Genomic DNA, 24,126 nt, shown 5'->3' on the forward strand with positions numbered 1-24,126 from the left:
TTTGATTATCTGTCATTTTCATCCTCTTTTTTGAGTAACCTACTCTTAATCATATAGAGCTTTTCTATCATATTCAGATTCAAAATGTCAAATTAAATATTGGAAATTCACAAAATAATACTAAAGTCCGTACTGTATATGCTATAATGAACTTGGATTTTTAGGGGGATGATTATGAATTTTAATAAATCACAGATTTTTGAAAAGATTAGTTCAATTCATCAAAGAATTTCAACAAATAAACTAATTAAAGGAATAACTGGAAATAGAGTACGTAAAGGTGCGAGGGTTACATACGGTGTTGTATGGAATATGTTTTTAATCTTTTTCATCATTGCGCTTTTAGGTTTCGGCTTTGCTGGTGGCGCGGGCGCTGGCTATTTTGCTTCTCTTGTAAAGGACGAACCTGTACGGACTTATGAGAATTTGAAGAAAGACATTTATAATTATGAGGAAAATACAGAGGTGTATTTTGCAAATGAGGTCTATCTTGGCCAATTACGTGCAGACCTCCAGCGTGAGGAAATTACACTAAACGATGTTTCTGAGCATCTTAAAAATGCTGTTATCGCAACTGAAGATCAATATTTCTACGAGCATGACGGGGTTGTTCCAAAATCAATCCTACGTGCCATCTTACAGGATGTAACAAATTCGCCAATTCAAACGGGTGGAAGTACGTTAACACAACAATTGATTAAGAACCAGATACTTTCAAATGAAGTATCATTTGATCGGAAAGCGAAGGAAATCTTAATTGCTCTACGTCTTGAAAAGTTTTTTAATAAAGATGAAATCCTTGAAGCATATTTAAATATCATTCCATATGGTCGGAATTCTTCAGGTCGAAATATTGCTGGAGTACAAACAGCTGCAAAAGGTATTTTTGGTGTTGATGCGAAGGACTTATCCCTTCCACAAGCAGCCTATATTGCTGGATTACCTCAAAACCCATATGTATATACTCCTTTCTCTAATAAAGGTGGACAAGTGAAGGAAAATCTAGAACCTGGTATTAACAGAATGAAAACCGTCTTAGAACGCATGCTCTCAGCAGGATTCATTACAGAACAAGAATACGAAGAAGCACTCACCTATGATGTACGTGCAAATTTAGTTCCACCTAAGTCAGAGCCAACTGAAAAATATCCATGGCTGACTGTTGAAGTTGAAAAAAGAGCTACAGATATTTTAATGAAGAAACTGGCTAAGGAAGATGGATACGAAGAAAAGGATTTAGAAGAAAACGATGATTTAAGTTCACACTACAGGGTAATTGCTGATCGAAACCTCCGTCAAAATGGGTATAAAATATATACAACCATCGACAAGGATGTTTATGATGTCATGCAAGAGGCTGTAAAAAACTATCAATTTTTTGGTCCTGATAAAACGGAAACAAAGAAAGATCTTGAAACAAATCAAGATGTCCAAGTAGTAGAACCAGAGGAAGTAGGTTCCGTCCTAATTGAAAATAAGACTGGGCGAATTATTAGTTTTGTCGGTGGGCGTGACTTTGAACGTGAACAAACAAATCACGCACTAAAAGCAGTACGTCCTAACGGTTCAACGATGAAACCATTATTGGATTATGCACCGGCAATGGAATTAGGTACATTACAGCCAGGTAGTGTAATTGCAGACGTTAAGTTTTCATATGGTAAATACGCCCCACAAAACGTTGGTGGCGCTAATGATTTTGATGGTTTGATGTCTGCAAGACATGCTTTACAAGTTTCTAAAAACATACCTGCAATAAAAACATATTTAAATAACTTCGATAACCGTCCAATTACTTTCTTAGAGAAAATGGGGTTCACCTCATTAGATGAAAGAGACTACCATGCGCCAGCACTTGCAATTGGCGGTATGACTTACGGTGTTACAGTCGAAGAAAATGTAAATGCATATGCAACTTTTGCTAACGAAGGTAAGTTTATTGATGCATATATGATTGAAAAAATCGTCACAAACGATGGAGAAGTTGTATATGAACATGAAGTAAAACCTGTTGAGGTATTCTCTCCACAAACTGCTTATTTAACAATCGATATGATGCGAGATGTTATCAATGGCGGTACAGCGGCATCTATGAACAGCTACTTAAAGTTCAATGCCGATTGGGCTGGTAAGACAGGTACAACGAATAACTGGGAAGATATTTGGTTTGTTGCTACAAACCCAAATGTAACCTTTGGTACATGGATTGGCTATGATACACCAAAACCAGTAGCTCTAAACTATAAAGGGCTCTATAATTCAAGAAGAAATATTCAACTATGGGCACAACAATTAAATGCAGTATATGATATTAAACCTGAGCTTGTTAAGCCAAAAGAAAACTTTAAAATGCCAGGTGGAATTGTATCTCGTTCTTACTGCGGACTTTCTGGTTTACTTCCATCAGATTTATGTCGTGAAGCAGGTCTTGTTCAATCTGATATCTATAATGCAAAACATGTGCCGACAAAAGTTGATGATAATCTTGTAAAAGGCAAATATATTGAAGTCGATGGAAAAGCATATCGTGTTCCAGGAAGTGCACCTCAGGAATTTGTCCAAGAGGGAATCATGATTAAAAAAGAATTCTTAGAAAAGCATGGTTTAACAGATTCAAGAGCAATAGAACAGTTGCTTCCTAATAATAACCGTTGGAAGAACCTTGTTATAACAGAGACTGCAGAGTTAAAAGATAATGGCTCTGTTCCTTCACAGGTAACAGGTGCTTCAATCTCCTCTGGTGTTCTGAAATGGGCAAAGCATGGTCATAATGATGTAATTGGCTATCGTATTTATGGTGCAGCTAATTTCACAAAGGACTTCAAGAAAATTGGAAGTGTACCTGCTACAAAGAACCTACAATATTCAGTTGGAAATACAATCGGTGCTTATTATATTACAGCAGTTGATGTATCAGGGAATGAAACCCCGCTTTCTGATTCAGTATTAATAAAAAGTGGCGATTATAAACCAGAACCAGAGGTAGTTACTCCTCCACCACCCCCACCGACTAATGAAGTCGATGGAGATGGTCAGGAGAATGGTAATAAAAACGGAAATGGCAATGGTAAAGAAAAAGAAAACAACGGGAATAATGAATAAATAAAAACAAGAGGTGATCCAAATGGATCACCTCTTCTTCTTCCATCTACTATTAATCTTCCATTGTTGATAGATCTCCAGTTGGTAAATCTAGCTCCCATGCTTTTAGGACACGTCTCATGATTTTACCACTGCGTGTTTTTGGTAATTTATCCTTAAACTCAATCTCTCGAGGAGCTGCATGAGCAGCTAAGCCTTTTTTAACAAAGTCTCGTATTTCCTCTTTTAACAAATCTGTAGCCTCATAGCCTTCCCGTAAAGCTACAAACGCCTTAATTATTTCGCCTCGAACGGGGTCTGGTTTTCCTATAACACCCGCTTCTGCAATTGCAGGGTGTTCAACCAACTTACTTTCAACCTCGAATGGTCCTACCCTCTCACCGGAGGTCATGATGACATCATCTACTCGACCTTGGAACCAGAAATATCCATCTTCATCCATATAAGCAGAGTCACCTGAGACATACCAGTCACCAGGCATAAAGTAAGATTCATACTTTGCTTGATTGTTCCAAATCGTATGCATCATAGAAGGCCAACCCTTCTTTATAGCTAGGTTACCCATCCGGTATGGTGGAAGTTCATTCCCTTGGTCATCAACAATTGCTGCCTGAACTCCTGGGAAAGGTTTCCCCATAGATCCAGGTTTAATTTCCATACACGGATAGTTACTAATCAATTGAGCACCTGTTTCCGTCATCCACCAGTTATCATGAATTCGTAAATTAAAGACCTTTAGTCCCCATCTAACTACCTCCGGATTAAGTGGTTCTCCGACACTTAATACGTGGCGCAATGTGCGTAAGTCAAATTGTTTAACTAGCTCATCACCAGCACCCATTAACATTCTGAACGCAGTAGGTGCACTATACCAAATCGTAATACCAAAGTCCTCGATAGTTTGGTACCAGTTCTCTGGTCTAAAACGCCCCCCTACAATTACGTTAGATGCACCGTTTAACCATGGTCCAAAAATACCATATGAAGTTCCTGTAACCCATCCCGGGTCTGCAGTACACCAGTAAATGTCATCTTCTTTTAAGTCAAGAACCCATTTAGCCGTTTGATATTGTTGTACCATTGCATTATGAACATGTAATACGCCTTTTGGTTTCCCAGTTGAACCAGAAGTATAATGTAGAAGCATACCATCTGTTCTATCAACCCATTCAATTTGAAGCTCTTTACTAGCAGTTTTTAAACGACCATTAAAGTCTACAAATGGACCATCCTCGGTAATGTCTTCACCGACAAGGACAATATGTTGTAATGCAGGTAAATCTTTAAATGGAACTCGATCCAGAAGCTCCGGAGTCGTTACAATTACCTTTGCTTCACTATCTTCTAATCGATCACGGACTGCCCCTTCCATGAATGCTTCAAATAGTGGCCCTACGATAGCTCCTAGTTTAATAGCACCGAGTACCGCAAAATATAATTCAGGAGAACGTGGCATGAATACAAATACTCTGTCCCCTTTTTCTACATCAGCTGCTTGTTTTAAGACATTCGCAGCTCGATTGGTATATTCCTTCATTTCTTTGAATGTATATTTTTCTTCACGGGATGGATCACGATAATAAAGAGCTACTTTATTTTTTCGAGCACCCTCTGCATGGCGATCAATTGCTTCATAGGCAATATTGACTCTACCTGTTTCAGACCAAGTAAAGTTTTTTTCTACATCTGCCCAATTAAAGTTCGCATATGCTTCATCATAATCTTTTAAATTATAATTACCCTTCGTCACCGGTAGCGCTTCCACTTTCATTTGCATATCCCCCTTATGTAATTAATTTACTATTCTATTATAAATTATCTCACCTCTTTTCTCAATTTTTAAAATTTTATATATATATTAATTTTACATAAAATTGTATAATTATTGTAGATTAATTTGAAAACGCTTAATAATTTTCAGATTCATGTATAATCATATATGAATTTACAGATGGTGGTGACCAATGTGGAGCACAAAAAAACGTATAATGCAAAAGAACTAAAGACACCTCATGGTACGCTTATTATTGAAGGCCCAATTTCTGGTGAAGCTTTGGCTGGATATGAATTTCATCAGGATTTGGTAGCATTTCGTCAACCAACTCAGCAACATATGGCACTTATTGGGATTGCCGATTTGCCTGAAGGAAGAATTCTAATTGCTAGAGAACATAATACAATAGTCGGGTACGTTACATATCTCTACCCAGACCCACTAGAGCGATGGTCTGAGGGTAAAATAGAAAATTTAATAGAATTGGGTGCCATTGAGGTTATCCCCAAATATAGAGGGTGTGGAGTTGGAAAAAACCTACTAATTGTCTCAATGATGGATGATGCAATGGAAGACTATCTTATCATTACGACGGAATATTACTGGCATTGGGATTTAAAAGGGACTGGTCTTAATGTTTGGGAGTATCGAAAGGTTATGGAAAAAATGATGAACGCGGGCGGGCTTGAATGGTACGCAACAGATGACCCTGAAATTAGTTCACACCCTGCTAATTGTTTAATGGCGAGAATTGGAAAACGGATTGACCATGATACCGTTGAGAGGTTTGATAGACTTCGGTTCATGAATCGATTCATGTACTAAAGAAAGGGGATTACCATGATAGTTGAAGAAATAATGAAAAAAAATGTAACAACTCTTTCACCAGACGATTCCATTTCGACTGCAATAAATATTATGGACGAGAAAAAAATTAGGCATATTCCAATCACAAATCATAAAAATGAGATTGTTGGACTAATTAGTGACCGTGATATACGAGATGCAAAACCATCCATACTAGATTTCTCAGATCAGGAAAAAACGCTAGAGTCTCCTATTAAAGAGATTATGGTAAAAGAAGTTATCACAGGACATCCATTGGATTTTGTAGAAGAAGTATCCGCCATCTTTTTTGAGCATCGAATTGGCTGCCTTCCAATTGAATCGGATGGAAGATTAGTCGGAATCATTACTGAAACGGATTTACTACATACATTTGTTCAATTAACAGGTGCCAATCAACCGGGGTCTCAATTAGAAATCAAGGTTCCTAACCGTGCAGGTGCCTTGGCAGAGGTTGTTACTGTCATAAAAAATCATAATGTAAATATACATAGTGTTCTTGTCTATCCCGACAAAGACGGACAGTTTAAAATAATCGTTCTTCGGGTGCAAACAATGAATCCAACGGGGATCATTACAAATCTAAAAAAAGAAGGCTATACCGTAATGTGGCCAAATCTACCAGGGATTTCATCATGAAAAAGGAAGCTGTCTTTGTCTATTCAGATCAATTGTTAAAATATAGATTTAGTGATGATCATCCCTTTAATCAAACTCGAGTTAAATTGACTTATGATTTACTAAAGAATCTGAACATGTTAGATGAAATGGATATTATTAAACCTAGAATGGCAACAGATGAAGAACTAGAGCTTGTACATGACCCAAAATTTATAGAGGCAGTGAAGCTTGCTGGTGAAGGAAAGCTCTCTAAAGAAATAGGGTACAACTATGGAATAGGTACAGAAGATACCCCTATATTTCCAGGAATGCATGAGGCAAGTGCTTTACTTGTTGGAGCAACTCTATCGGCTGTTGACCATGTAATGTCTGGAAAATCAGAACATGCTTTAAATCTTAGTGGCGGTTTGCATCATGGGTTTCGAGGCAAAGCTTCAGGGTTTTGTGTATACAATGACAGTGCAGTAGCCATCCGTTATATGCAAAAGAAATATAATGTGAGGGTTCTATATGTAGATACTGATGCACATCATGGTGATGGAGTTCAATGGACCTTCTATGACGACCCTGATGTGTGTACCTTGTCCATTCATGAAACAGGTCGTTATCTCTTCCCTGGGACAGGAAATGTGACTGAGAGAGGTGCAGGGAAAGGCTATGGGTATTCCTTTAATATACCTGTAGATGCTTTTACCGAGGATGATTCATGGTTACACGCATATACGACTTCCCTTAAGGAAGTAACAGAATTCTTTAAGCCAGATGTTATTTTTACTCAAAATGGCGTTGACTCACATTATTTTGACCCGCTAACCCATTTATCTGCTACGATGAAAATTTACCGTGAGATCCCTAAGCTTGCTCACGAGCTTGCACATCAATATTGTAATGGAAGATGGATTGCAGTTGGCGGTGGTGGGTATGATATTTGGAGAGTTGTACCGCGAGCATGGTCCCTTATATGGCTAGAGATGATTGGAAAAGCAGATATATCTGGACCACTACCAGTTCAATGGATCAACAATTGGCAGCCAAAGGCAAAAGTAACCCTACCAGCATACTGGGATGACGAGGAAAATATCTACCCCCCTATCCCAAGAAAAGCCGAGATTGAGGAAAAAAATGCGTTGACTGTAACAAAGGCACTTTACCCAATACGAAATAAATAAAAACACGGCATTTAATTTGGTATGCCGTGTTTCCCTACTTATTGCTTGGTTGATTGTCTATATTCAATACGGTGTGGAAGTACCACAATCTCTTGGTCAACATTTTCTTTGTTCATGTACTTGGTTAAAAGTCTCATCGCAACCGCACCAATATCGTACATAGGTTGAACGACTGTTGTTAGTTGAGGACGAACCATGAGCGCCAATCTTGTATTATCAAACCCAATTACTTCAATATCATTTGGGATGGAGTAACCTAAGTCTTGAGCACTATGTATGACACCAAGTGCCATTTCATCCGTACCAACAAATACTGCAGTAGGTTTGTCAGCTAACTCATGAATCTTTTCAAAGCCTTCAATTGCAGAATCATATGTGTAATCTCCTTCGACTACATATTCTTCATTGAATGCTAAGCCAGCAGCTTCAATTGCACGCTTATATCCAGCTAATTTCTTTTCTCCATTAATTGGCTCATTTAAAGGACCACTTACAAAAGCAATCTTTTTATGTCCACGTCCGGCTAGTTCCGTCACTGCATCGAAAGCTGCTTGCTCTACATCAATGGTAACAGACGGAACAGTATTTGAACTCTCAACAGATGCCGCTAAAACAATCGGAGCAGGAGATTTTTTAAATTCTTCAACATGTTCAGCCGTAATGTTTCCGCTCATGAAAACAATTCCATCTACTTGCTTTCCGAGCATCGTATTTAATAAATGAAACTCTTTATCTTTATTTTGATCGGAATTACTAAGGATAATATTGTATTTATACATTGTAGCAATATCTTCTATACCACGCGCCAATTCCGAATAAAAGATATTTGAAATATCAGGAATAATAACCCCTACGGTTGTAGTCTTCTTACTAGCCAGTCCACGGGCAACTGCATTTGGGCGATAACCTAGTCTATCAATCGCCTCTAATACTTTCTTTCGTGTAGTTGGCTTTACATTTGGGTTGCCATTCACAACACGTGAAACGGTAGCCATCGATACATTGGCTTCCCTCGCAACATCATAAATTGTCACATTCATTGACAGCACTCCTTATATCAAATTACCACTTATATCTTATTATGAACTATTAAACAGAAACAAATGTCATGTTTGCTCACTTTATGTAGATTATCATACGATACTTACAGACTAAGGGCAATTACTTTGTGCACTTTTTAACAATATTCAGTGGAAAATTTACCATCAAAACAAAAAAATGTAAAAAGTGATAAAAAACCCTCCTACTTTTGGCAGTAGGAGGTTTTCATAAAGATGACTATACACGAACAGCTTGAGAAGCTTTAAGTTCTGTAATCCATTTTTCGAATTGATCAAAATCCATTTGCTGTGCTGAATCGGATAAAGCAATAGCTGGATCTGGATGAACCTCCGCCATAACACCATCTGCTCCAATTGCAAGAGCAGCTTTCGCACATGGCAATAATAAATCACGACGTCCAGTAGAATGTGTAACGTCAACAAATACTGGTAAATGTGTTTCTTGTTTTAAAATAGGAACTGCAGAAATATCTAGAGTATTACGAGTTGCTCTTTCGTAAGTACGGATACCTCTTTCACAAAGAATGATTTGGTCATTTCCTTGAGATATGATATATTCTGCTGCATTTACAAACTCATCTAATGTAGCAGCTAATCCTCGTTTTAACAACACCGGTTTTTTTACAGATCCTGCAGCTTTTAAAAGTTCGAAGTTCTGCATATTACGAGCACCGATTTGGATGACATCAATGTAGTCACATGCAACTTCAATATCAGCCGGGTTAACGATTTCACTGATTACAGCCATATCAAACTCATCCGCAACGCGTTTTAAAATCTTTAATCCTTCAAGCCCTAAACCTTGGAAATCGTAAGGAGATGTTCTAGGTTTGAAAGCACCACCACGTAATAGTTTTAGTCCATATTTCTTCGCTTCTGCAGCAACAGACGCTGTTTGTTCGTAACTTTCTACCGCACAAGGTCCTACAATAAAATGTTGTTGTCCATTTCCAATCTTTTCACCTTTAATATCAACGATTGTATTCTCAGGCTTTTTCTTTCGAGATACAAGAAGAGCTTTGCGGTGATCATCTTCCTGTATTTCAAGACCTGCTTTAAAGATTTCTTTGAAAATATGTTGAACCGTTGATGTTTCAAAAGGTCCTTCATTGTGTTCTAGAATGGTATTTAACATATCTCTTTCTCGTACGGGGTCATAACGGTTAACCCCTTGTGCTTCTTTCACTTTTCCTATTTCTTGAACTAACTTTCCACGTTCACTAATAAGCTTAAGAATTTCTAAGTTAATTTCTTCAACTCTTCCACGTAGGTTATCTAATTCTACTTTACTCATCTCAATCTTCCTCTCACCTTGTTAGTGTCGCAATATAATTGAAAATATGGTACATTTCTAGTAATTAGAATTCATTATAAACGAAAAATTTCAATATGTCACGATAAACTTTATTAATTAAACGCTTTTAAGCGATAAAGTATTGTATGACGTTTGTAAGTATAGGTGAATACGTTATGGAAAAAGATTCAACAATATTTGCACTTGATATTGGTACCCGAACAGTAGTCGGCCTCATCGTAAAAAAAACGGAATCTTCTTTTAAAGTTATCGATATCGTGATTCGGGAACATAAAGAAAGAGCCATGGTCGATGGACAAATTCACGATGTAATTGCCGTTTCAAATGTAATCCGTGAAATCAAAGAAATACTCGAGGTTAGACATGGAAAACTAACTAAAGCTGCAGTAGCCGCTGCAGGTAGAGCGCTAAAAACGGAACGATCAACTGTAACAATTGATATTTCCGCAAAACCACTAATTCAAAAAGAAGATATTCTACATTTAGAGCTTAGTGCTGTCCAACAAGCGCAATACGCCATTGCTGAACAGGACCAAACAGATAAAAGCTATGAGTATTATTGTGTCGGTTATTCAGTTATCCATTATTTTTTGGATAACCAAGAAATCGGTAACCTTATTGACCAACAAGGGAACAAAGCAAGTGTAGAAATTATTTCAACCTTTCTACCAAAGGTGGTTGTAGAATCACTAATTTCCGCCTTACAAAGAGCTGACCTAAGTATTCAGGCACTTACTCTTGAGCCGATCGCAGCAATAAATGTTCTCATTCCACAATCTATGAGAAGGCTGAATATTGCTTTGGTGGACATTGGAGCTGGTACCTCTGATATAGCGATAACAGATGAGGGAACTGTTGTTGCATATGGTATGGTTCCAATTGCGGGTGACGAAATAACAGAAGCTGTCAGTGATCAACTCCTGTTGGACTTTCCGTTAGCGGAACAAGCAAAACGAGATTTAGTATCTAAAGATGAAATTAAAGTAGTAGATATTTTAGGCTTTGAAACAGAGTTCCCCAAAAAGGTTGTAATTGAAAAGATCTCGGACTCGATAGACAAACTATCTGAATCCATAAAAAATGAAATACTACTCTTAAATAAAAACAACCCACCAAAAGCGGTCATGCTTGTTGGCGGTGGAAGTCTAACCCCAGAACTCCCTAAACGGTTAGCTGCTTCTCTTGGCTTACCAGAAAACCGAGTCGCAATTCGTGGGATAGATGCTATCGGACAGGTTGAAATCACCGAAAATATGAACAAAGGTCCTGAACTTGTAACTCCAATCGGGATTGCACTAGCATCCACCAAAACACCGGTTCACTATGTGAATGTAACTGTGAATCAAAGACCTGTACGGCTCTTTGAAATGAAACGACTGACTGTCGGTGATTGTTTACTTGCTGCTGGTATTAAGATGTACACATTATATGGAAAACCTGGTCTGGCAATGATTGTGAAGGTAAATAATCAATCAGTCACGATACCTGGCAGTCATGGTGCCCCCCCAATTATCTTAAGAAACGGAACCCCATGTTCCCTAGAAGATGAAATTTATAATGGTGACGATATATTTGTTAGTAAGGGAAAAGATGGGACAAAAGCGACAGTTATGATAAAAGATTTACTTGATGATATCCCTAGTAAGAGTATAACCATTAATGGGGAAACTTGTATGGTAAAGGCTACAATCACTCAAAATATGCAATCAGTACATCCTGAAAACTATGTTCATGACCATGATGAAATTTCATTCTATTTCCCCGAAACCATTGGAGAAGCACTATTAGCACTCAATCATCCGGTATGTAACGAAATATTGCAAGAGTACAGGATATCGTTAAATGATCAACCTATTCGTCTTAGTGAATATACAAGTACATTAATGAAAAACGGGATAGAGGTACCTTTACATTCTACATACATGAATCAAGATACTTTTGAGATAAAACAAGGTATGGTTCTTACTTTGAAGGGACTTGCTAACGCGCAAAAACTAAAAGTAGAGGATTCCATTCAAGTATTTTTTCAAGAAAAAGAAGTGACCCTTACCAAGCCTTTACTCGAATTTTATCGGCATGGCACTAAAGTAAACCTCCAAGATAGAATAAACCATGGAGATAAATTACAAATGACAACAAAAAACAGCGAACCTTTTATTTTTCAAGATTTGTTCCGTTTTATTGATCTTCAATTACCCGCGACCGCTTCAGGAGGGTTCAAACTCCTAAAAAATGGAGAAGAATGCACCTTCTATGATGTCCTCTCACCAGGAGATCACTTAGCTATTAACTGGCCGGAAAATACATGTATATAGGCACAGAAAAAGTCCACGTTTTAACGTGGACTTTAGACTGTTGACAAACGCTCGCATACTGCGTTGCTTGCCTCTCTCGTCCGCTCATGAAGGCAACTTCTATTCGCGTCTTCGATCGACTGCGCGCCTTGTCTGACAACCGTTTTCAAGACAGTCTGGGGAAAGTAATTTCTTTTTAGATATACTGTGAAAAATCGTGTAGACAAAGTCAGTACTGACTTTGTCTACACTCTGAAGTCCACGTTTTAACGTGGACTTTATTTGCATTCTTACTTATAAACAAAAAAGTATTATTCTCCAGCAGTTGCTAATGCTTCTTTTGTGATGTTTCGATGTGATGCATTCCATTTTACGGTACCATCTTCAAAAAGTAGAGCTTGTGGTGATTCATGTTTAATGCCAAAGTTTTGCGCAATATGGGTAGATAGTTCTTTTGCTTCTTGTACATATAGATAATATGTAGGTACATTTCCATGTTCAGAAACAAATTGTTCATATTCATCAAATGCAGCCTTACTTATTGGACATGTTAAGCTGTGTTTAACCAGAATAAATTTATTTTCCTTCTCAAGAACTTGATTAAAATCTTCAATAGATTCAACTTTTGTTTTCCCCATCTTTATTCACTCCTACTGATTTGTCTGTGTATTTTTTTCTGCGTCTGTTAATGCTTGCTGAGCTTCCGCAAGTTTTTCTTGGAACAACTTTTCGTTTGATTCATTTTCAGAGACAGTACTCTCGGTTGTAGCATTTCTAACCTGGTCCTCATTTTCTTGTTGACCTATAAATTCCTTTTGAGTGGGTACTTTAAGATCTTTTACTTTAGTAAGAATTTGATTTGATTGTTCTGAGAACGTTTTTGAAAGTGTATTCGTTTTTTCCTTCACAACAGATGCTTGGTCATTTATTTGTTGTCTTAATTCCTGTCCTGTTTTTGGTGCAAGAAACAACGCGGTTGCAGCTCCAACGGCTGCTCCGATAATTGTACCTAAAATAAAGGTTGAACTTCCATTATTTTTTCCCATTTTTTATCCCCTTTCTCGTTCCAAAGTATGTTTGTCATGCTTTTGTTTCTTATCTTTCCATTTATCCCAAATCTCTATTACAGCATTTCCTACTTGAACAACTTGTGAGATTTTGGTCTTATTTCTTTCCAATTGAACAGAAACCTCTTCTGACACATTGCCAACTGACTTATTAAAGCGTTGTAATGATACTCCGACATCTTTTACTGCGTCTACTACAGTATTTAGGCTTTCGGACTTATGTTGGATATCTTCTGCAAGCTGGTTGGTTTTATGTAAAAGGGCCGTTGTTTCACTAGTAACCCCCTCCATCTGTCTTTCTAACCCAGATAATGTTCCTGCGACATTGTCTAATGTCTTTTGCAGGGAACGAAGTGTCTTTGATAGATAAATCACTAAAATCAAAAATGCCACTGCAATAACCGCAACGCTTATGTACACGATGATAATCAATTGATGCACCTCCTTATATCTTTCTTACCCGATTTCAACGTAATTAATCAAATAATAAGCTTATAGTTTTACTTTCGACATTATCCACTGAATTCCTTCACATTTTTAATCTGATCGTACTATTCTATAAAATTTCCGTATTTGCACCAGATAATTTCTAGTTTGCTCGAAAATTATCTTTTAAAATCTGATGCTTCCTCCCGTCTTTAACTTAACTGGGTATTTAACACCAAATAATTACTCAATAAATCCTATTGATAAAAAGTTAAACAATTTGCATTTTTTCGGTTACAATATAGGAGTACATATGCAAATTGAATAATGGAGGCATTTTCTCATGAAGGATCCACGTATTGAAACACTGGCTAGAAATCTAATTAATTATTCCGTAAGGCTTCAAAAAGGAGAAAAAGTTCTGATCGAAAACTTTGGTTTGCAGCGTGAACTTGTGATTGCCCTAGTTAATGAAGCTTATAAAGCTGGCGGATATCCGTTTGTATCGTTAAAAGATCATCAGGTAGACCGTGCTTTATTACTTGGTGCACAAGAAGAACAATTCGAGATGAAGGCTGATTTTGAAGCAAATGTAATGAGTAACATGGATGCATATATCGGCCTACGTTCTGGTGATAATATCAATGAACATGCAGATGTTCCGGACGATAAAATGAAGATTGAAGGAAATACAGTTGGCAAAAAGGTACATCGTGAAATTCGTGTACCAAAAACAAAATGGGTCGTCCTTCGATACCCGAATTCTTCAATGGCTCAACTAGCAAAAATGAGTACCGAAGGATTCGAGGATTTTTACTTCAATGTATGTAATCTTGACTACGGAAAAATGAGCGACGCAATGGATTCACTTGTTGAACTCATGGATAAAACGGATAAGGTTCGTATTACTGGACCTGGAACAGACTTATCATTCTCAATTAAAGGAATTAAAGCAATCAAGTGTGCTGGTGAAATGAATATCCCAGATGGTGAAGTGTATACTGCACCTGTTCGTGATTCGGTCAATGGTACTCTTACATATAATACACCTTCTCCGTACCAAGGATTCACCTTTGAAAATGTTTCTTTAACTTTTAAAGACGGAAAGATTGTAGAGGCAACTGCAAACGATACTGACCGAATTAATAAAATTCTTGATACAGACGAAGGTGCACGTTATATTGGTGAGTTTGCAATCGGTGTAAACCCATATATCCAACATCCAATGCAAGATATATTATTTGACGAAAAAATTGATGGTAGTTTCCATTTTACACCTGGTCAATGCTATGATGATGCCTATAATGGAAACAAATCCAATATCCATTGGGATATGGTAAATATCCAACGTCCTGAATATGGCGGAGGAGAAATGTATTTTGATGATGTCCTCATTCGGAAAGATGGACGTTTTGTCATTCCAGAGCTAGATGCATTAAATCCAGAGAACTTGAAATAAGATAGAAATGCTCAAGCGCATTTAAAAACAGAAGATATGACGATTTAGAATAGAAGACGCTATTTGTATTCAATTCTAAATGGCTTATGACCTCGAGGGGCAAGGCGGTAGAGCTGGACATAATAGAGAAAAGGGACTTTGCAAATGAAATCGCAAGGTCCCTTTTCTTTTGAACTATACAACAAGTTCCTTTTCGTATGCATTTTGAAACTTTTGAATATCTCCCGCTCCCATAAATATTAACACACTATTTTCATGTGTCTTAAGTATAGAAGTGTTGTCTTCCGTAATTAATTCAGCTCCAGGGATTTTCCCTCGAAGGTCATCAATGGAGAGCTCGCCTTTATTCTCACGTGCTGAGCCAAAAATATCACAAAGATAGACTCGATCCGCCTTAGCAAGGCTTTCAGCAAAATCATCCAAAAATGTCTGAGTTCTCGTAAATGTATGTGGCTGAAAAATAGCTACGATTTCACGATCAGGATATTTTTGTCGGGCTGCTTCAATGGTTGCATTGATTTCAGTTGGATGATGAGCATAGTCATCAATTAATATTTGCTGTCCAAGCCTCTTTTCAGAGAACCTACGTTTAACACCCTGGAAGGATAAGAGTCGTTCTTGAATGATGGACACGTCAATATTTTCATAATGACAAAGCGCAATTACGCCAAGTGCATTTAACACATTATGATTTCCATATCCATGAATGGTAAAGCTTGCAAAAAAGGTATTTCTTACAAACACATCAAAAGTAGAGCCTTCAGTGTTTTTTTGAACATTACGAGCTTGGAAATCATTTTCTTCTCCAAATCCATAAAATACAACGGGAACCTTTGTATGAATGCTTTGGAGATACTCATCGTCTCCACAGGCAATAATTCCTTTTTTAACTTGTAATGCCATTTCCTGAAATGCATTAAAGACATCATCAACATTCGCGAAATAATCGGGATGATCAAAGTCAATATTTGTCATGATTGCATAGTCAGGATAATAGCTCAAGAAATGACGTCTGTATTCACATGCTTCAAAAACAAAGTATTTATTATTCTCAGACCCTTTTCCACTACCATCTCCAATTAAATATGAAGTCGGCTCTGCTCCCTGCATAACATGTGCAAGTAGTCCAGTAGTGGATGTTTTCCCATGTGAACCTGTAACGGCAACACTTGTATATTTCTTCATAAATTCACCTAAAAAACGGTGATATCGAATAACAGGTAACCCCATTTCGATTGCTTGCGTTATTTCCTCATGAGTATCAGGAAAGGCATTTCCGGCAATGACCGTAAGACCTTCACGAATATTTTCCTTGTTAAAAGGTAATATCTTTATTCCTCTTTGTTCCAACGGTAATTGTGTGAAATAAAACTTTTCATGGTCAGACCCCTGAACTTCATACTTCATGTCATGAAGTATCTGTGCCAATGAACTCATGCCAGTACCTTTAATTCCAACGAAGTGGTAAACTGTCATATAAAGAACCTCCAACATTGTCTATCTGTAAGACAGTATATGAAATTCATCTTGATTTGATAATTGTACCCATGATTTTGAGATAGGTGCTAATTAATTTGAACTTTTTATGTATATACAATCATCTCACATTTTTTCATTATAGCATTAATCAATGGTGAAGACCATTACGAAAAAGTAACTAGTACGTATTTTACATTTTGTAGATTTCTCCCAACCCATAATAGAATAGGCATGAATTATTTTTATTATGAACGTAGCACCTTATAATTAACCTAGTTGTTTATCTTAAATTGTTTGGTTTTAACAAAATTAAAGGTCTTTTCACCTGATCGTAAAGTCTCTTTTTGTTTCCAAATTAAGTAATCCAAAAAAAAGAAGACTGATTTTATCAGCCTTCATAAATTGTTGCTAATTCTTCTTCTGTTATTAGTACTTCTCTTGGTTTACTCCCACGCGATTCAGAAATAATTCCCTGATCTTCCATCATATCAATTAATCGTGCAGCACGGTTATAGCCAATCCTAAAACGTCTTTGTACACTAGAGGTTGATGCCCCTCCATGTTCCAGAACGAATTCACAAGCTTCTAAAAAGAGCTCATCCTCATCATTTGAAACTGCATTCTTTTTCAAAAGTTCGTCTTGCTCGAACATATAGGTTGGTTTCATTTCTGATTTAACAAATTCCACGACTTGCTCTATTTCATCATCCGAAACAAAATTCCCTTGAACACGAAACGGTTTTGAAGAGCCATTTTCTAAGAAAAGCATATCCCCTTTTCCTAGTAATTTTTCAGCTCCACTTGAATCAATAATAGTCCTAGAATCTATCTGTGAGGACACTGAAAACGCAATTCGAGTTGGGATATTTGCCTTAATTAAGCCAGTAATGACGTCAACAGACGGACGTTGTGTAGCCAATAACAAATGGATACCACAAGCTCTGGCTTTTTGAGCAATTCGAATAATAGAATCCTCGACGTCACCTGGTGCTACCATCATTAGATCAGCGAGCTCATCAATTATTATGACGAGATATGGAAGCTTCCCGCTTTTTTCATCGTGTCTTTTCACCATTTCATTGTATCTACCTATATCGCGAACACCACTATGTGCAAATAATTCATATCTTCTTTCCATCTCCTCAACAGCCCATTTAAGAGAAGCTGTTGCAGCCTTTACATCTGTTATGACAGGACTAACGAGGTGTGGAATATGATTGTATGGAGCAAGCTCCACCATTTTGGGATCTATCAACAAAAGCTTCACTTCATCAGGGGAAGCTTTATATAATAAACTCACCAACATAGCATTGATGCACACACTTTTACCGGACCCAGTTGCACCAGCAATTAGTCCATGCGGCATCTTTTGTAAGTCTGTAATAATGGGCTTTCCTGAAATATCTAACCCCATTGCTACAGTTAATGGAGATTTATTTGTTATGAATTCAGGACTTTGGAGAATTTCCTTTAAAAGTACCGGTTTACTTTTTTTATTTGGAACCTCAATTCCGATTGTATTTTTACCCGGAATGGGTGCTTCCATTCGAATATCCTTCGCAGCCATACTTAGTTTGATATCATCGGATAGATTTGTAATTTTATTTACCTTTACCCCAGGTTCTGGATGAACCTCAAATCTTGTAACAGCAGGTCCTTGCGTAACATTTACAACCTTTGCCCCTACTTTAAAGTTTCGCAACGTTAGGTCGAGTATATCGCGTTGTTCCATTAACCACTCACTATCGTCGTATTGTTCCGCTGGAGGGGACAGCAAAAATGAAAGTTCTGGAAAAGAATACCCTACCTTCATTTCAGTATCTGTATCTGTATCTGTATCTGTATCTGTATTGTCCTGTTGTTCAGGTGTTTCATTTATCTGGATAGGATCCATTTGTTTCTGTTCACTATCCTTTTGTGACATTTTTTGCTTATCCTTTTTAAACATAAGGACATTGAAAGGGATATGCGACCTTCTAGGTGTAGTATATTCCTTTTCTTGTTCAGTTTCTTCAGTATTGGTTTCATAAGAAGATTGTTCGGTTATATCTGGTTCAACATGAACTTGTTCCTGTTCTACAACCTGTGGTTCTATGTGCTCCTCAGCCTTAACATCAGAAGTTTCAAGGGTAGGCATATTCATTTCAGGTCTAACAATTTCTTCAAGAGTCTCTGGTTCACTGTGAGTTTGCGCTTTATCACCCTCATACGATGAGATACGCACATGTGACATCTGAGAATCATCCACTGATGTAAAGGTTGAAACCATTTTATTTTCTGCTTCTGTCATCGGCATTTCTGCTTTGACTACCTTTACCGTAACCTCTGACTCCTCTTGTTCTTTCATCAATTCATCTGCAAAGTTCATTACTTTTTCTTGTTCTACAACTGAAAAAGGAGATTCTATTCTGTTTCCTATTTCAACTGTGTCGGTTACTAGATTAGTAGAAGCAACCTCATCGTGAGCTTCCTTCCACGCCTTAGCAATTAGTTCTGTATCCTCAATAGGTGATGAAGGTAGTTCAAATTCTACAATGTCCTTTGATAATACAGGCTTAGTTAATCCATGTACAGGAGATGGTGTTTCAGTTGGCCGAAAGGGTTGTTTATCCTGTGCCTTGTATACGGGTTTAGGTGTTGACTGTTTTTTCGTTTGAGGAGTTCTCGTTCGATTTACTTGTACTTTTTCTACTTTAGTAGATTCGTTATCCGGAATTAATGGAAAACGAAAATTTCCTTTTGGGTATTGATATGTAACTCTTGCCTCAACATGTTTGTTTTGTCGGATTTGAGTTGGTTTCATCTCAATTGGATCATCATCGTCCGCATGTATATATTGTAGTAGTTTTTTTATCCAATTCACAACTATCACTCTTCTCCATTCGCGTTTCTATTATTTTATTGTATCAAGAAATAAGAAAAGCGCAAGATGTCCCATTGCCCGCTAAAACAGACATGACCTATGTTTATCACCGGATTGCACAACTTTAGCAAGGTAAATTAGCACAAAAGTTAGGGTCATTCTTCCCTTTTGGATTGATAGACTACTATGCCTTTCGTACCCCGTAACTATCAATTGAAAAAGCCACTAGATTTCCCTAGTGGCATTTCATCATAAATAATTCTATTTCTTTGGACGATTTTTCCCAAGTATGAAAATAGGCTCAAGTTCATTTTCTTCATAAAGGAAGGAAAGTGCTGTAATAGGTACTCTTCCCGCAGCAAAAAAACTCATTGTCATTTGTGCTAAGATGTCATACCCTGTATCGTTTTGAATATCGGCTATAAGTAAAACGTCCTGATGTGGGACAGCGACTGCCATTGTCCCTTTTATTTGCTGGCTCATTTTTTGTAAAAACGAATCATTAAGAATTCTGCTAGCGTCATAACCGTCATTTTGGTTTACAAAATAAAAGGTATTTCCGGCCACAACATCCGTTTTGTAGGAGACCTCCAATGAGCGGAGATTAAATTTTGCAATCTCACGAATTCGTTCAAACTTCCAATTTTCTTTTTGAAGAAGCTTTGTATCGATTAAGCGATAAGTCGTACCCAAATCGAGGGCATAATAAATTCTCGTTTCAGCAGTATGATCGTCGTATACGAGATCTATTCCTTCATTTGATTGAGTAGGAAACGATGTAGAACGGATAACAGGAAAAATATTTTTCTCTTTTCCTTCAAGATCCATCTCACTATTCATAACCGTTAAGGATTCTTCAATATAATAAATAACTTCATCAAGGCTTCCCGGGCCATCTTCCTTATATTTAGCAATAATACCTGGGAGTGTTACAGTAGTCCCTTTTTTCGTTTCCTTATCTTCAATACGTAAGGTGTCCTTTTCACGGTCAAATGTAAACTCCCAATTATGGCTTCCTAGTCTATCTTGAATCATCTTCTTTAGCTTTTTTGAGTCCATACTATTTGACCTCCTCTCTATTTTTTGGGTTTAAGAGAGACCTGTAATAAATTGTTCAATTTCTTCCTTAGTCTTTCTGTCCTTACTTACAAAACGTCCAGTCTCTTTCCCATCTTCGAATGCTACGAAACTTGGGATGCCAAAAACACTTAAGGCAGCACATAAATCTATGAATTCATCGCGGTCTACATAATAGAATGTATAGTCCGGAAAGGAGTTTTCAATCTCAGGCAAGACTGGGTCGATAAAACGACAGTCTGGGCACCAATCGGCTGAAAACATTAAAATATTCTTGCCTTTTTGTATTAGTTCTTCATATTGCTCTATACTTTTAAGCTTTTGCATTGTCATTCCCTCCAAATTACAAGTGTGATTCCATTATCATATATTCTCTATCTAAAAACAAATAAAAGCCCCTACCTCCTGTAGGGACTTATCACAGTTCTAATACTGAACAGATGAAATAATCTTCATCATCTCAGTCGCACTTTCTGAGATTTCACTAACCTTTGCTTCTGTTGTCATTTTTACGCCGCCAATACCAACCGATACAAGATAGTAATCATCATCTATTTCAAAAACTTTTACATACCCAAATCGTTCTTTATCAGTAAATGTTTTGTCAACTTCGAATTCTTTCGCATCGATTGCCTTATACAAAACATCACTTGTCGATGCTTCATTAGGATTCACAAATAATATATATGTTTGATTCCCTTCAGCAAGGATTACATTGTTCTCATCTTTTTCTTCAATCTTCATTGAAGTAGGTAAATAAAAGGAGACATCTCCATTTTCACTGTTTGTTTTTTCTGGCTGTGCCTGAAACGCACTTTCTACTGCTGTTTCCGTTTCCTTAGATTCTTCTTCTATTGATGCACAACCAGTCAAAAGTCCTATAAGTAAAAACGAGGATACGGTTAGGACTTTCCATAGTTTCATTTTCTCTATCACCCCTTAATCAAGTGCGTTTTTGGGTATTTACGCCTAATTTTTCGGTCCACCGAGGTGGGTCAGTAAGACAATTCCACGTGATGTGCGTCTTATGTTGCACGAAAAGGTTCATTTGAAAGATCGTGCACCCGCTGGAGGCTTTACCTTTATTCAGCAGAATTGAGGTGATTCTGCTGAATAAAGGTAATAAAGGTTTCTATTTATCTATTTTATATAATAAACCTATTAATTTCTCCATTGCAAGGGTATTCTATCAATTTCAATCAATAACCTTCATATGAAATAAGTACCAGTATCGATTTTGTCTTGCAAATACTTTATCTCTATACTGTTTTTATTTTGTAAGTATATTGGCCCACTAGAAGTTTTACAACATGACTAAACATTTCCGTACGATTTACATAGCTATTTGTAAAAATACCAATGGCTCCCTCTTTACTTCGAATATCCCTTTGTTTGGTGAATTCCACCATCACGTCGCCAAGCTCAACTCCATTTTCTAATTTTGCTGCTATTTCATCCGGCAAAAGAATTCTCGCTCCGCCGGCTATAATGGGTTTACTATCCTGATCAACAATGGCTCCCCAATTACATAAAAAAAGCCCAAATTCTGTAGAAACTACTCCACCTTCTAGGCCGATACCAAGTTCTGCATCCTCTTCTTGACGCGCGTTCCTTGCTCGATTTATCGCACCCTTTATCGTTTCCTCATCGGAAAACGGCTGAGCCGAAACTCCCGAAGCAACTGAAGTTGGTATAAAAGTTGCTTCTATACCAGCAAAACCACTTATTATGGCATCCACTTTCGCCGGATTTTTTGTACCAATCGCTACTCGTACCACATACTCACCTCTATTACAGTACTATTATTCATAAGGAAAGCTCGGTCGTAGCCGAGCTAGTAAAAAAATGGTTATATATGCCTTTCTGCTTACTGAAAGGTACCAAAATACAATGAAATGAGTGAGCAAGTAAGCTTACTTCTTGTATTTTGGTAAACTGATTTTAAAATTAATATAGTCTTTCAAATCAGCTATTTTGACGGATTGAATCCACTGTTGCACGATCTGAAGACTTTACAAGTTTCACTAGTAGCTCTTTTGCTGCTGCATAGTCATCCACATGAATCATAGATGCGTGTGTGTGAATATAACGTGAGCAAATACCAATAACGGCAGAAGGAACACCTTCGTTTGATAAATGGACTTGACCAGCATCAGTTCCTCCTTGTGAGACAAAGTACTGGTACTTAATATTATTAGACTCTGCAGTATCTAAAATAAATTCTCTCATACCACGGTGCGTGACCATTGTTCGGTCAAAGATTCGTAGTAAAGCTCCTTGACCAAGCTTTCCAAAAGCATTTTTATCACCAGACATATCATTAGCTGGACTTGCATCAAGTGCATAAAAAATGTCGGGATTAATCATAGTTGCTGCTGTTCGTGCTCCCCTTAATCCTACTTCCTCCTGAACTGTTGCTCCAGAATAAAGTGTATTAGGAAGGTCGACGCCCTGTAATTCCTTTAATAACTCAATGGAAAGTCCACATCCATAACGGTTATCCCAGGATTTTGCTAATATCTTCTTTTTATTTGCCATTGGTGTAAATGGACAGATTGGTAGTACTTGCTGACCAGGTTTTATCCCGATACGAATTGCATCTTCACGATCATCTGCTCCAATATCAATTAGCATATTCTTAATATCCATTGGCTTATTACGTTGGCTATCTTCTAAGAGATGTGGAGGAATTGAACCGATTACACCAATTACCGGCCCATTGTCTGTAATTACTTGGACTCGTTGTGCTAGTAAAACCTGGCTCCACCAGCCACCAAGTGTTTGGAAACGGATCATGCCATTTTCTGTGATAGAGGTTACCATAAATCCAACCTCATCCATATGTCCTGCAACCATGACGGTTGGTCCATTTTCATTTCCACGACGCACTCCAAAAATACTACCTAATCCATCTTGTAGGACCTCATCTGAGTATTTTTCAAGCTGAGAGCGCATAAACTTTCTTACCTGGTGTTCATTCCCTGGAGCCCCAGGTAGCTCGGTTAGGGTTTTAAATAGCTCTAAAGTATCCTGATTCAAAAGTATTCTCCTTCCGGTTAAAAAAAGTGGTAGGCAAGTAGTAACTACTAAGTGATTCTATCTATGTACATTATTTAGTATATCGAAATTGTTTTTTAGTTACCATAGGAAACATAGCGATTTTTTCATAATTTAGTATACTTATGATATCGAGTAAATTGCATAAGGAGGGATAAAATGAGCTGGAAAAAGTTTGTGCTTGGTTTTGGCGTTGGTTTCGCTAGTGCTCTTCTCCTAAAAGAAGTGATGAATGACTCCGCTATTCCCGGAGACAAAGCCCTTAGATTGGCTAAGGAGGCATTCAAGAAAAACGGCACGATTGATGGTTCTTGGATACAAATGAACCCTGAAGACTTCACAAAGTCAGGGATGCATTATCAGGTTTATAGAGGTGGCATTACCCGAAAAATGAATCAAGAAAGCCACCAATATGAATTTATCATGGATGCAAAAACAGGAACAATTCTAGAGGTAAACCCTTTATAGTAAATATAAATCAAACGGTATCTTGGGACAAAAGCCTTTAGGGTATAG

The 24,126-nt window shown here is 37.4% G+C and carries 20 protein-coding genes; 7 read left to right on the forward strand and 13 right to left on the reverse strand.

The window, feature by feature from the left end; all coding sequences use genetic code 11:
• The first annotated feature begins 174 nt into the window (after positions 1 to 174).
• Positions 175 to 3,102, forward strand: coding sequence for a transglycosylase domain-containing protein (locus ACWNMY_RS05520; RefSeq protein ID WP_449537270.1), 2,928 nt, complete (start codon positions 175 to 177; stop codon positions 3,100 to 3,102).
• A 52-nt stretch (positions 3,103 to 3,154) separates the two neighbouring features.
• Here the strand turns inward: ACWNMY_RS05520 and acsA are convergent, their stop codons facing one another.
• Positions 3,155 to 4,873 (reverse strand): acetate--CoA ligase, encoded by a 1,719-nt coding sequence (gene acsA, locus ACWNMY_RS05525; protein WP_449537271.1) that lies wholly within the window; start codon positions 4,871 to 4,873, stop codon positions 3,155 to 3,157.
• 195 nt (positions 4,874 to 5,068) lie between these two features.
• Between acsA and ACWNMY_RS05530 the strand changes: the two genes are divergently transcribed.
• The 3 genes from ACWNMY_RS05530 to ACWNMY_RS05540 are packed head-to-tail and all read left to right on the forward strand — an operon-like array spanning position 5,069 to position 7,512.
• The gene (locus tag ACWNMY_RS05530; RefSeq protein ID WP_449537272.1) at positions 5,069 to 5,701 is read left to right on the forward strand and encodes a GNAT family N-acetyltransferase; all 633 of its coding nucleotides are present in this window, start codon (positions 5,069 to 5,071) and stop codon (positions 5,699 to 5,701) included.
• A 15-nt stretch (positions 5,702 to 5,716) separates the two neighbouring features.
• The gene (locus tag ACWNMY_RS05535) at positions 5,717 to 6,361 is read left to right on the forward strand and encodes an acetoin utilization AcuB family protein (protein ID WP_449537273.1); all 645 of its coding nucleotides are present in this window, start codon (positions 5,717 to 5,719) and stop codon (positions 6,359 to 6,361) included.
• A complete protein-coding gene (locus ACWNMY_RS05540; RefSeq protein WP_449537274.1) occupies positions 6,358 to 7,512 on the forward strand; it encodes an acetoin utilization protein AcuC in 1,155 nt (384 codons plus the stop codon). The genes ACWNMY_RS05535 and ACWNMY_RS05540 overlap by 4 nt, the downstream gene beginning before the upstream one ends.
• A gap of 38 nt (positions 7,513 to 7,550) precedes the next feature.
• Here ACWNMY_RS05540 and ccpA read toward each other — a convergent pair whose 3' ends face one another.
• Positions 7,551 to 8,552 carry a catabolite control protein A gene (ccpA, locus tag ACWNMY_RS05545; RefSeq protein ID WP_449537275.1) on the reverse strand — a complete coding sequence of 334 codons (1,002 nt, stop codon included), beginning with the start codon at positions 8,550 to 8,552 and terminating at the stop codon, positions 7,551 to 7,553.
• Between the two features lie 238 nt (positions 8,553 to 8,790).
• Positions 8,791 to 9,867, reverse strand: a complete 1,077-nt coding sequence (locus tag ACWNMY_RS05550; protein ID WP_449537276.1) for a bifunctional 3-deoxy-7-phosphoheptulonate synthase/chorismate mutase — start codon at positions 9,865 to 9,867, stop codon at positions 8,791 to 8,793.
• A gap of 176 nt (positions 9,868 to 10,043) precedes the next feature.
• Between ACWNMY_RS05550 and ACWNMY_RS05555 the strand changes: the two genes are divergently transcribed.
• The gene (locus ACWNMY_RS05555; protein WP_449537277.1) at positions 10,044 to 12,203 is read left to right on the forward strand and encodes a cell division FtsA domain-containing protein; all 2,160 of its coding nucleotides are present in this window, start codon (positions 10,044 to 10,046) and stop codon (positions 12,201 to 12,203) included.
• 290 nt (positions 12,204 to 12,493) lie between these two features.
• Here the strand turns inward: ACWNMY_RS05555 and ytxJ are convergent, their stop codons facing one another.
• The 3 genes from ytxJ to ACWNMY_RS05570 are packed head-to-tail and all read right to left on the reverse strand — an operon-like array spanning position 12,494 to position 13,681.
• On the reverse strand, positions 12,494 to 12,820 hold the full coding sequence (gene ytxJ / locus ACWNMY_RS05560) for a bacillithiol system redox-active protein YtxJ (protein ID WP_449537278.1): 327 nt from the start codon (positions 12,818 to 12,820) through the stop codon (positions 12,494 to 12,496).
• A 12-nt stretch (positions 12,821 to 12,832) separates the two neighbouring features.
• Positions 12,833 to 13,228, reverse strand: a complete 396-nt coding sequence (locus ACWNMY_RS05565; protein ID WP_449537279.1) for a YtxH domain-containing protein — start codon at positions 13,226 to 13,228, stop codon at positions 12,833 to 12,835.
• Positions 13,229 to 13,231: 3 nt separating this feature from the next.
• Positions 13,232 to 13,681 carry a DUF948 domain-containing protein gene (locus ACWNMY_RS05570; RefSeq protein ID WP_449537280.1) on the reverse strand — a complete coding sequence of 150 codons (450 nt, stop codon included), beginning with the start codon at positions 13,679 to 13,681 and terminating at the stop codon, positions 13,232 to 13,234.
• A gap of 337 nt (positions 13,682 to 14,018) precedes the next feature.
• Here ACWNMY_RS05570 and ACWNMY_RS05575 point away from each other — a divergent pair, with 337 nt between their 5' ends.
• Positions 14,019 to 15,134 carry an aminopeptidase gene (locus ACWNMY_RS05575; protein ID WP_449537281.1) on the forward strand — a complete coding sequence of 372 codons (1,116 nt, stop codon included), beginning with the start codon at positions 14,019 to 14,021 and terminating at the stop codon, positions 15,132 to 15,134.
• A 174-nt stretch (positions 15,135 to 15,308) separates the two neighbouring features.
• On the opposite strand, the gene murC is transcribed toward ACWNMY_RS05575, so the two are convergent.
• The 7 genes from murC to ACWNMY_RS05610 form a co-directional block, all read right to left on the reverse strand.
• A complete protein-coding gene (gene murC / locus ACWNMY_RS05580; RefSeq protein WP_449537282.1) occupies positions 15,309 to 16,610 on the reverse strand; it encodes a UDP-N-acetylmuramate--L-alanine ligase in 1,302 nt (433 codons plus the stop codon).
• A gap of 391 nt (positions 16,611 to 17,001) precedes the next feature.
• Complete coding sequence (locus tag ACWNMY_RS05585; RefSeq protein ID WP_449537283.1) at positions 17,002 to 19,476, reverse strand: DNA translocase FtsK; 2,475 nt, start codon at positions 19,474 to 19,476, stop codon at positions 17,002 to 17,004.
• A 261-nt stretch (positions 19,477 to 19,737) separates the two neighbouring features.
• Positions 19,738 to 20,535, reverse strand: a complete 798-nt coding sequence (locus ACWNMY_RS05590) for a DUF1444 domain-containing protein (protein ID WP_449537284.1) — start codon at positions 20,533 to 20,535, stop codon at positions 19,738 to 19,740.
• A gap of 30 nt (positions 20,536 to 20,565) precedes the next feature.
• On the reverse strand, positions 20,566 to 20,880 hold the full coding sequence (locus ACWNMY_RS05595; protein WP_449537285.1) for a thioredoxin family protein: 315 nt from the start codon (positions 20,878 to 20,880) through the stop codon (positions 20,566 to 20,568).
• 99 nt (positions 20,881 to 20,979) lie between these two features.
• Complete coding sequence (locus tag ACWNMY_RS05600) at positions 20,980 to 21,477, reverse strand: hypothetical protein (RefSeq protein ID WP_449537286.1); 498 nt, start codon at positions 21,475 to 21,477, stop codon at positions 20,980 to 20,982.
• A gap of 335 nt (positions 21,478 to 21,812) precedes the next feature.
• Entirely contained in the window at positions 21,813 to 22,331 is a 519-nt protein-coding gene (locus tag ACWNMY_RS05605; protein WP_449537287.1) for a DUF84 family protein, read from the reverse strand.
• A gap of 187 nt (positions 22,332 to 22,518) precedes the next feature.
• Positions 22,519 to 23,592: a M42 family metallopeptidase gene (locus tag ACWNMY_RS05610; protein WP_449537288.1), complete on the reverse strand. Its 1,074-nt coding sequence runs from the start codon at positions 23,590 to 23,592 to the stop codon at positions 22,519 to 22,521.
• A gap of 177 nt (positions 23,593 to 23,769) precedes the next feature.
• Here ACWNMY_RS05610 and ACWNMY_RS05615 point away from each other — a divergent pair, with 177 nt between their 5' ends.
• Positions 23,770 to 24,078 (forward strand): PepSY domain-containing protein, encoded by a 309-nt coding sequence (locus ACWNMY_RS05615; RefSeq protein ID WP_449537289.1) that lies wholly within the window; start codon positions 23,770 to 23,772, stop codon positions 24,076 to 24,078.
• Positions 24,079 to 24,126 lie beyond the last annotated feature (48 nt).

Source organism: Ferdinandcohnia sp. Marseille-Q9671 (assembly GCF_976954385.1).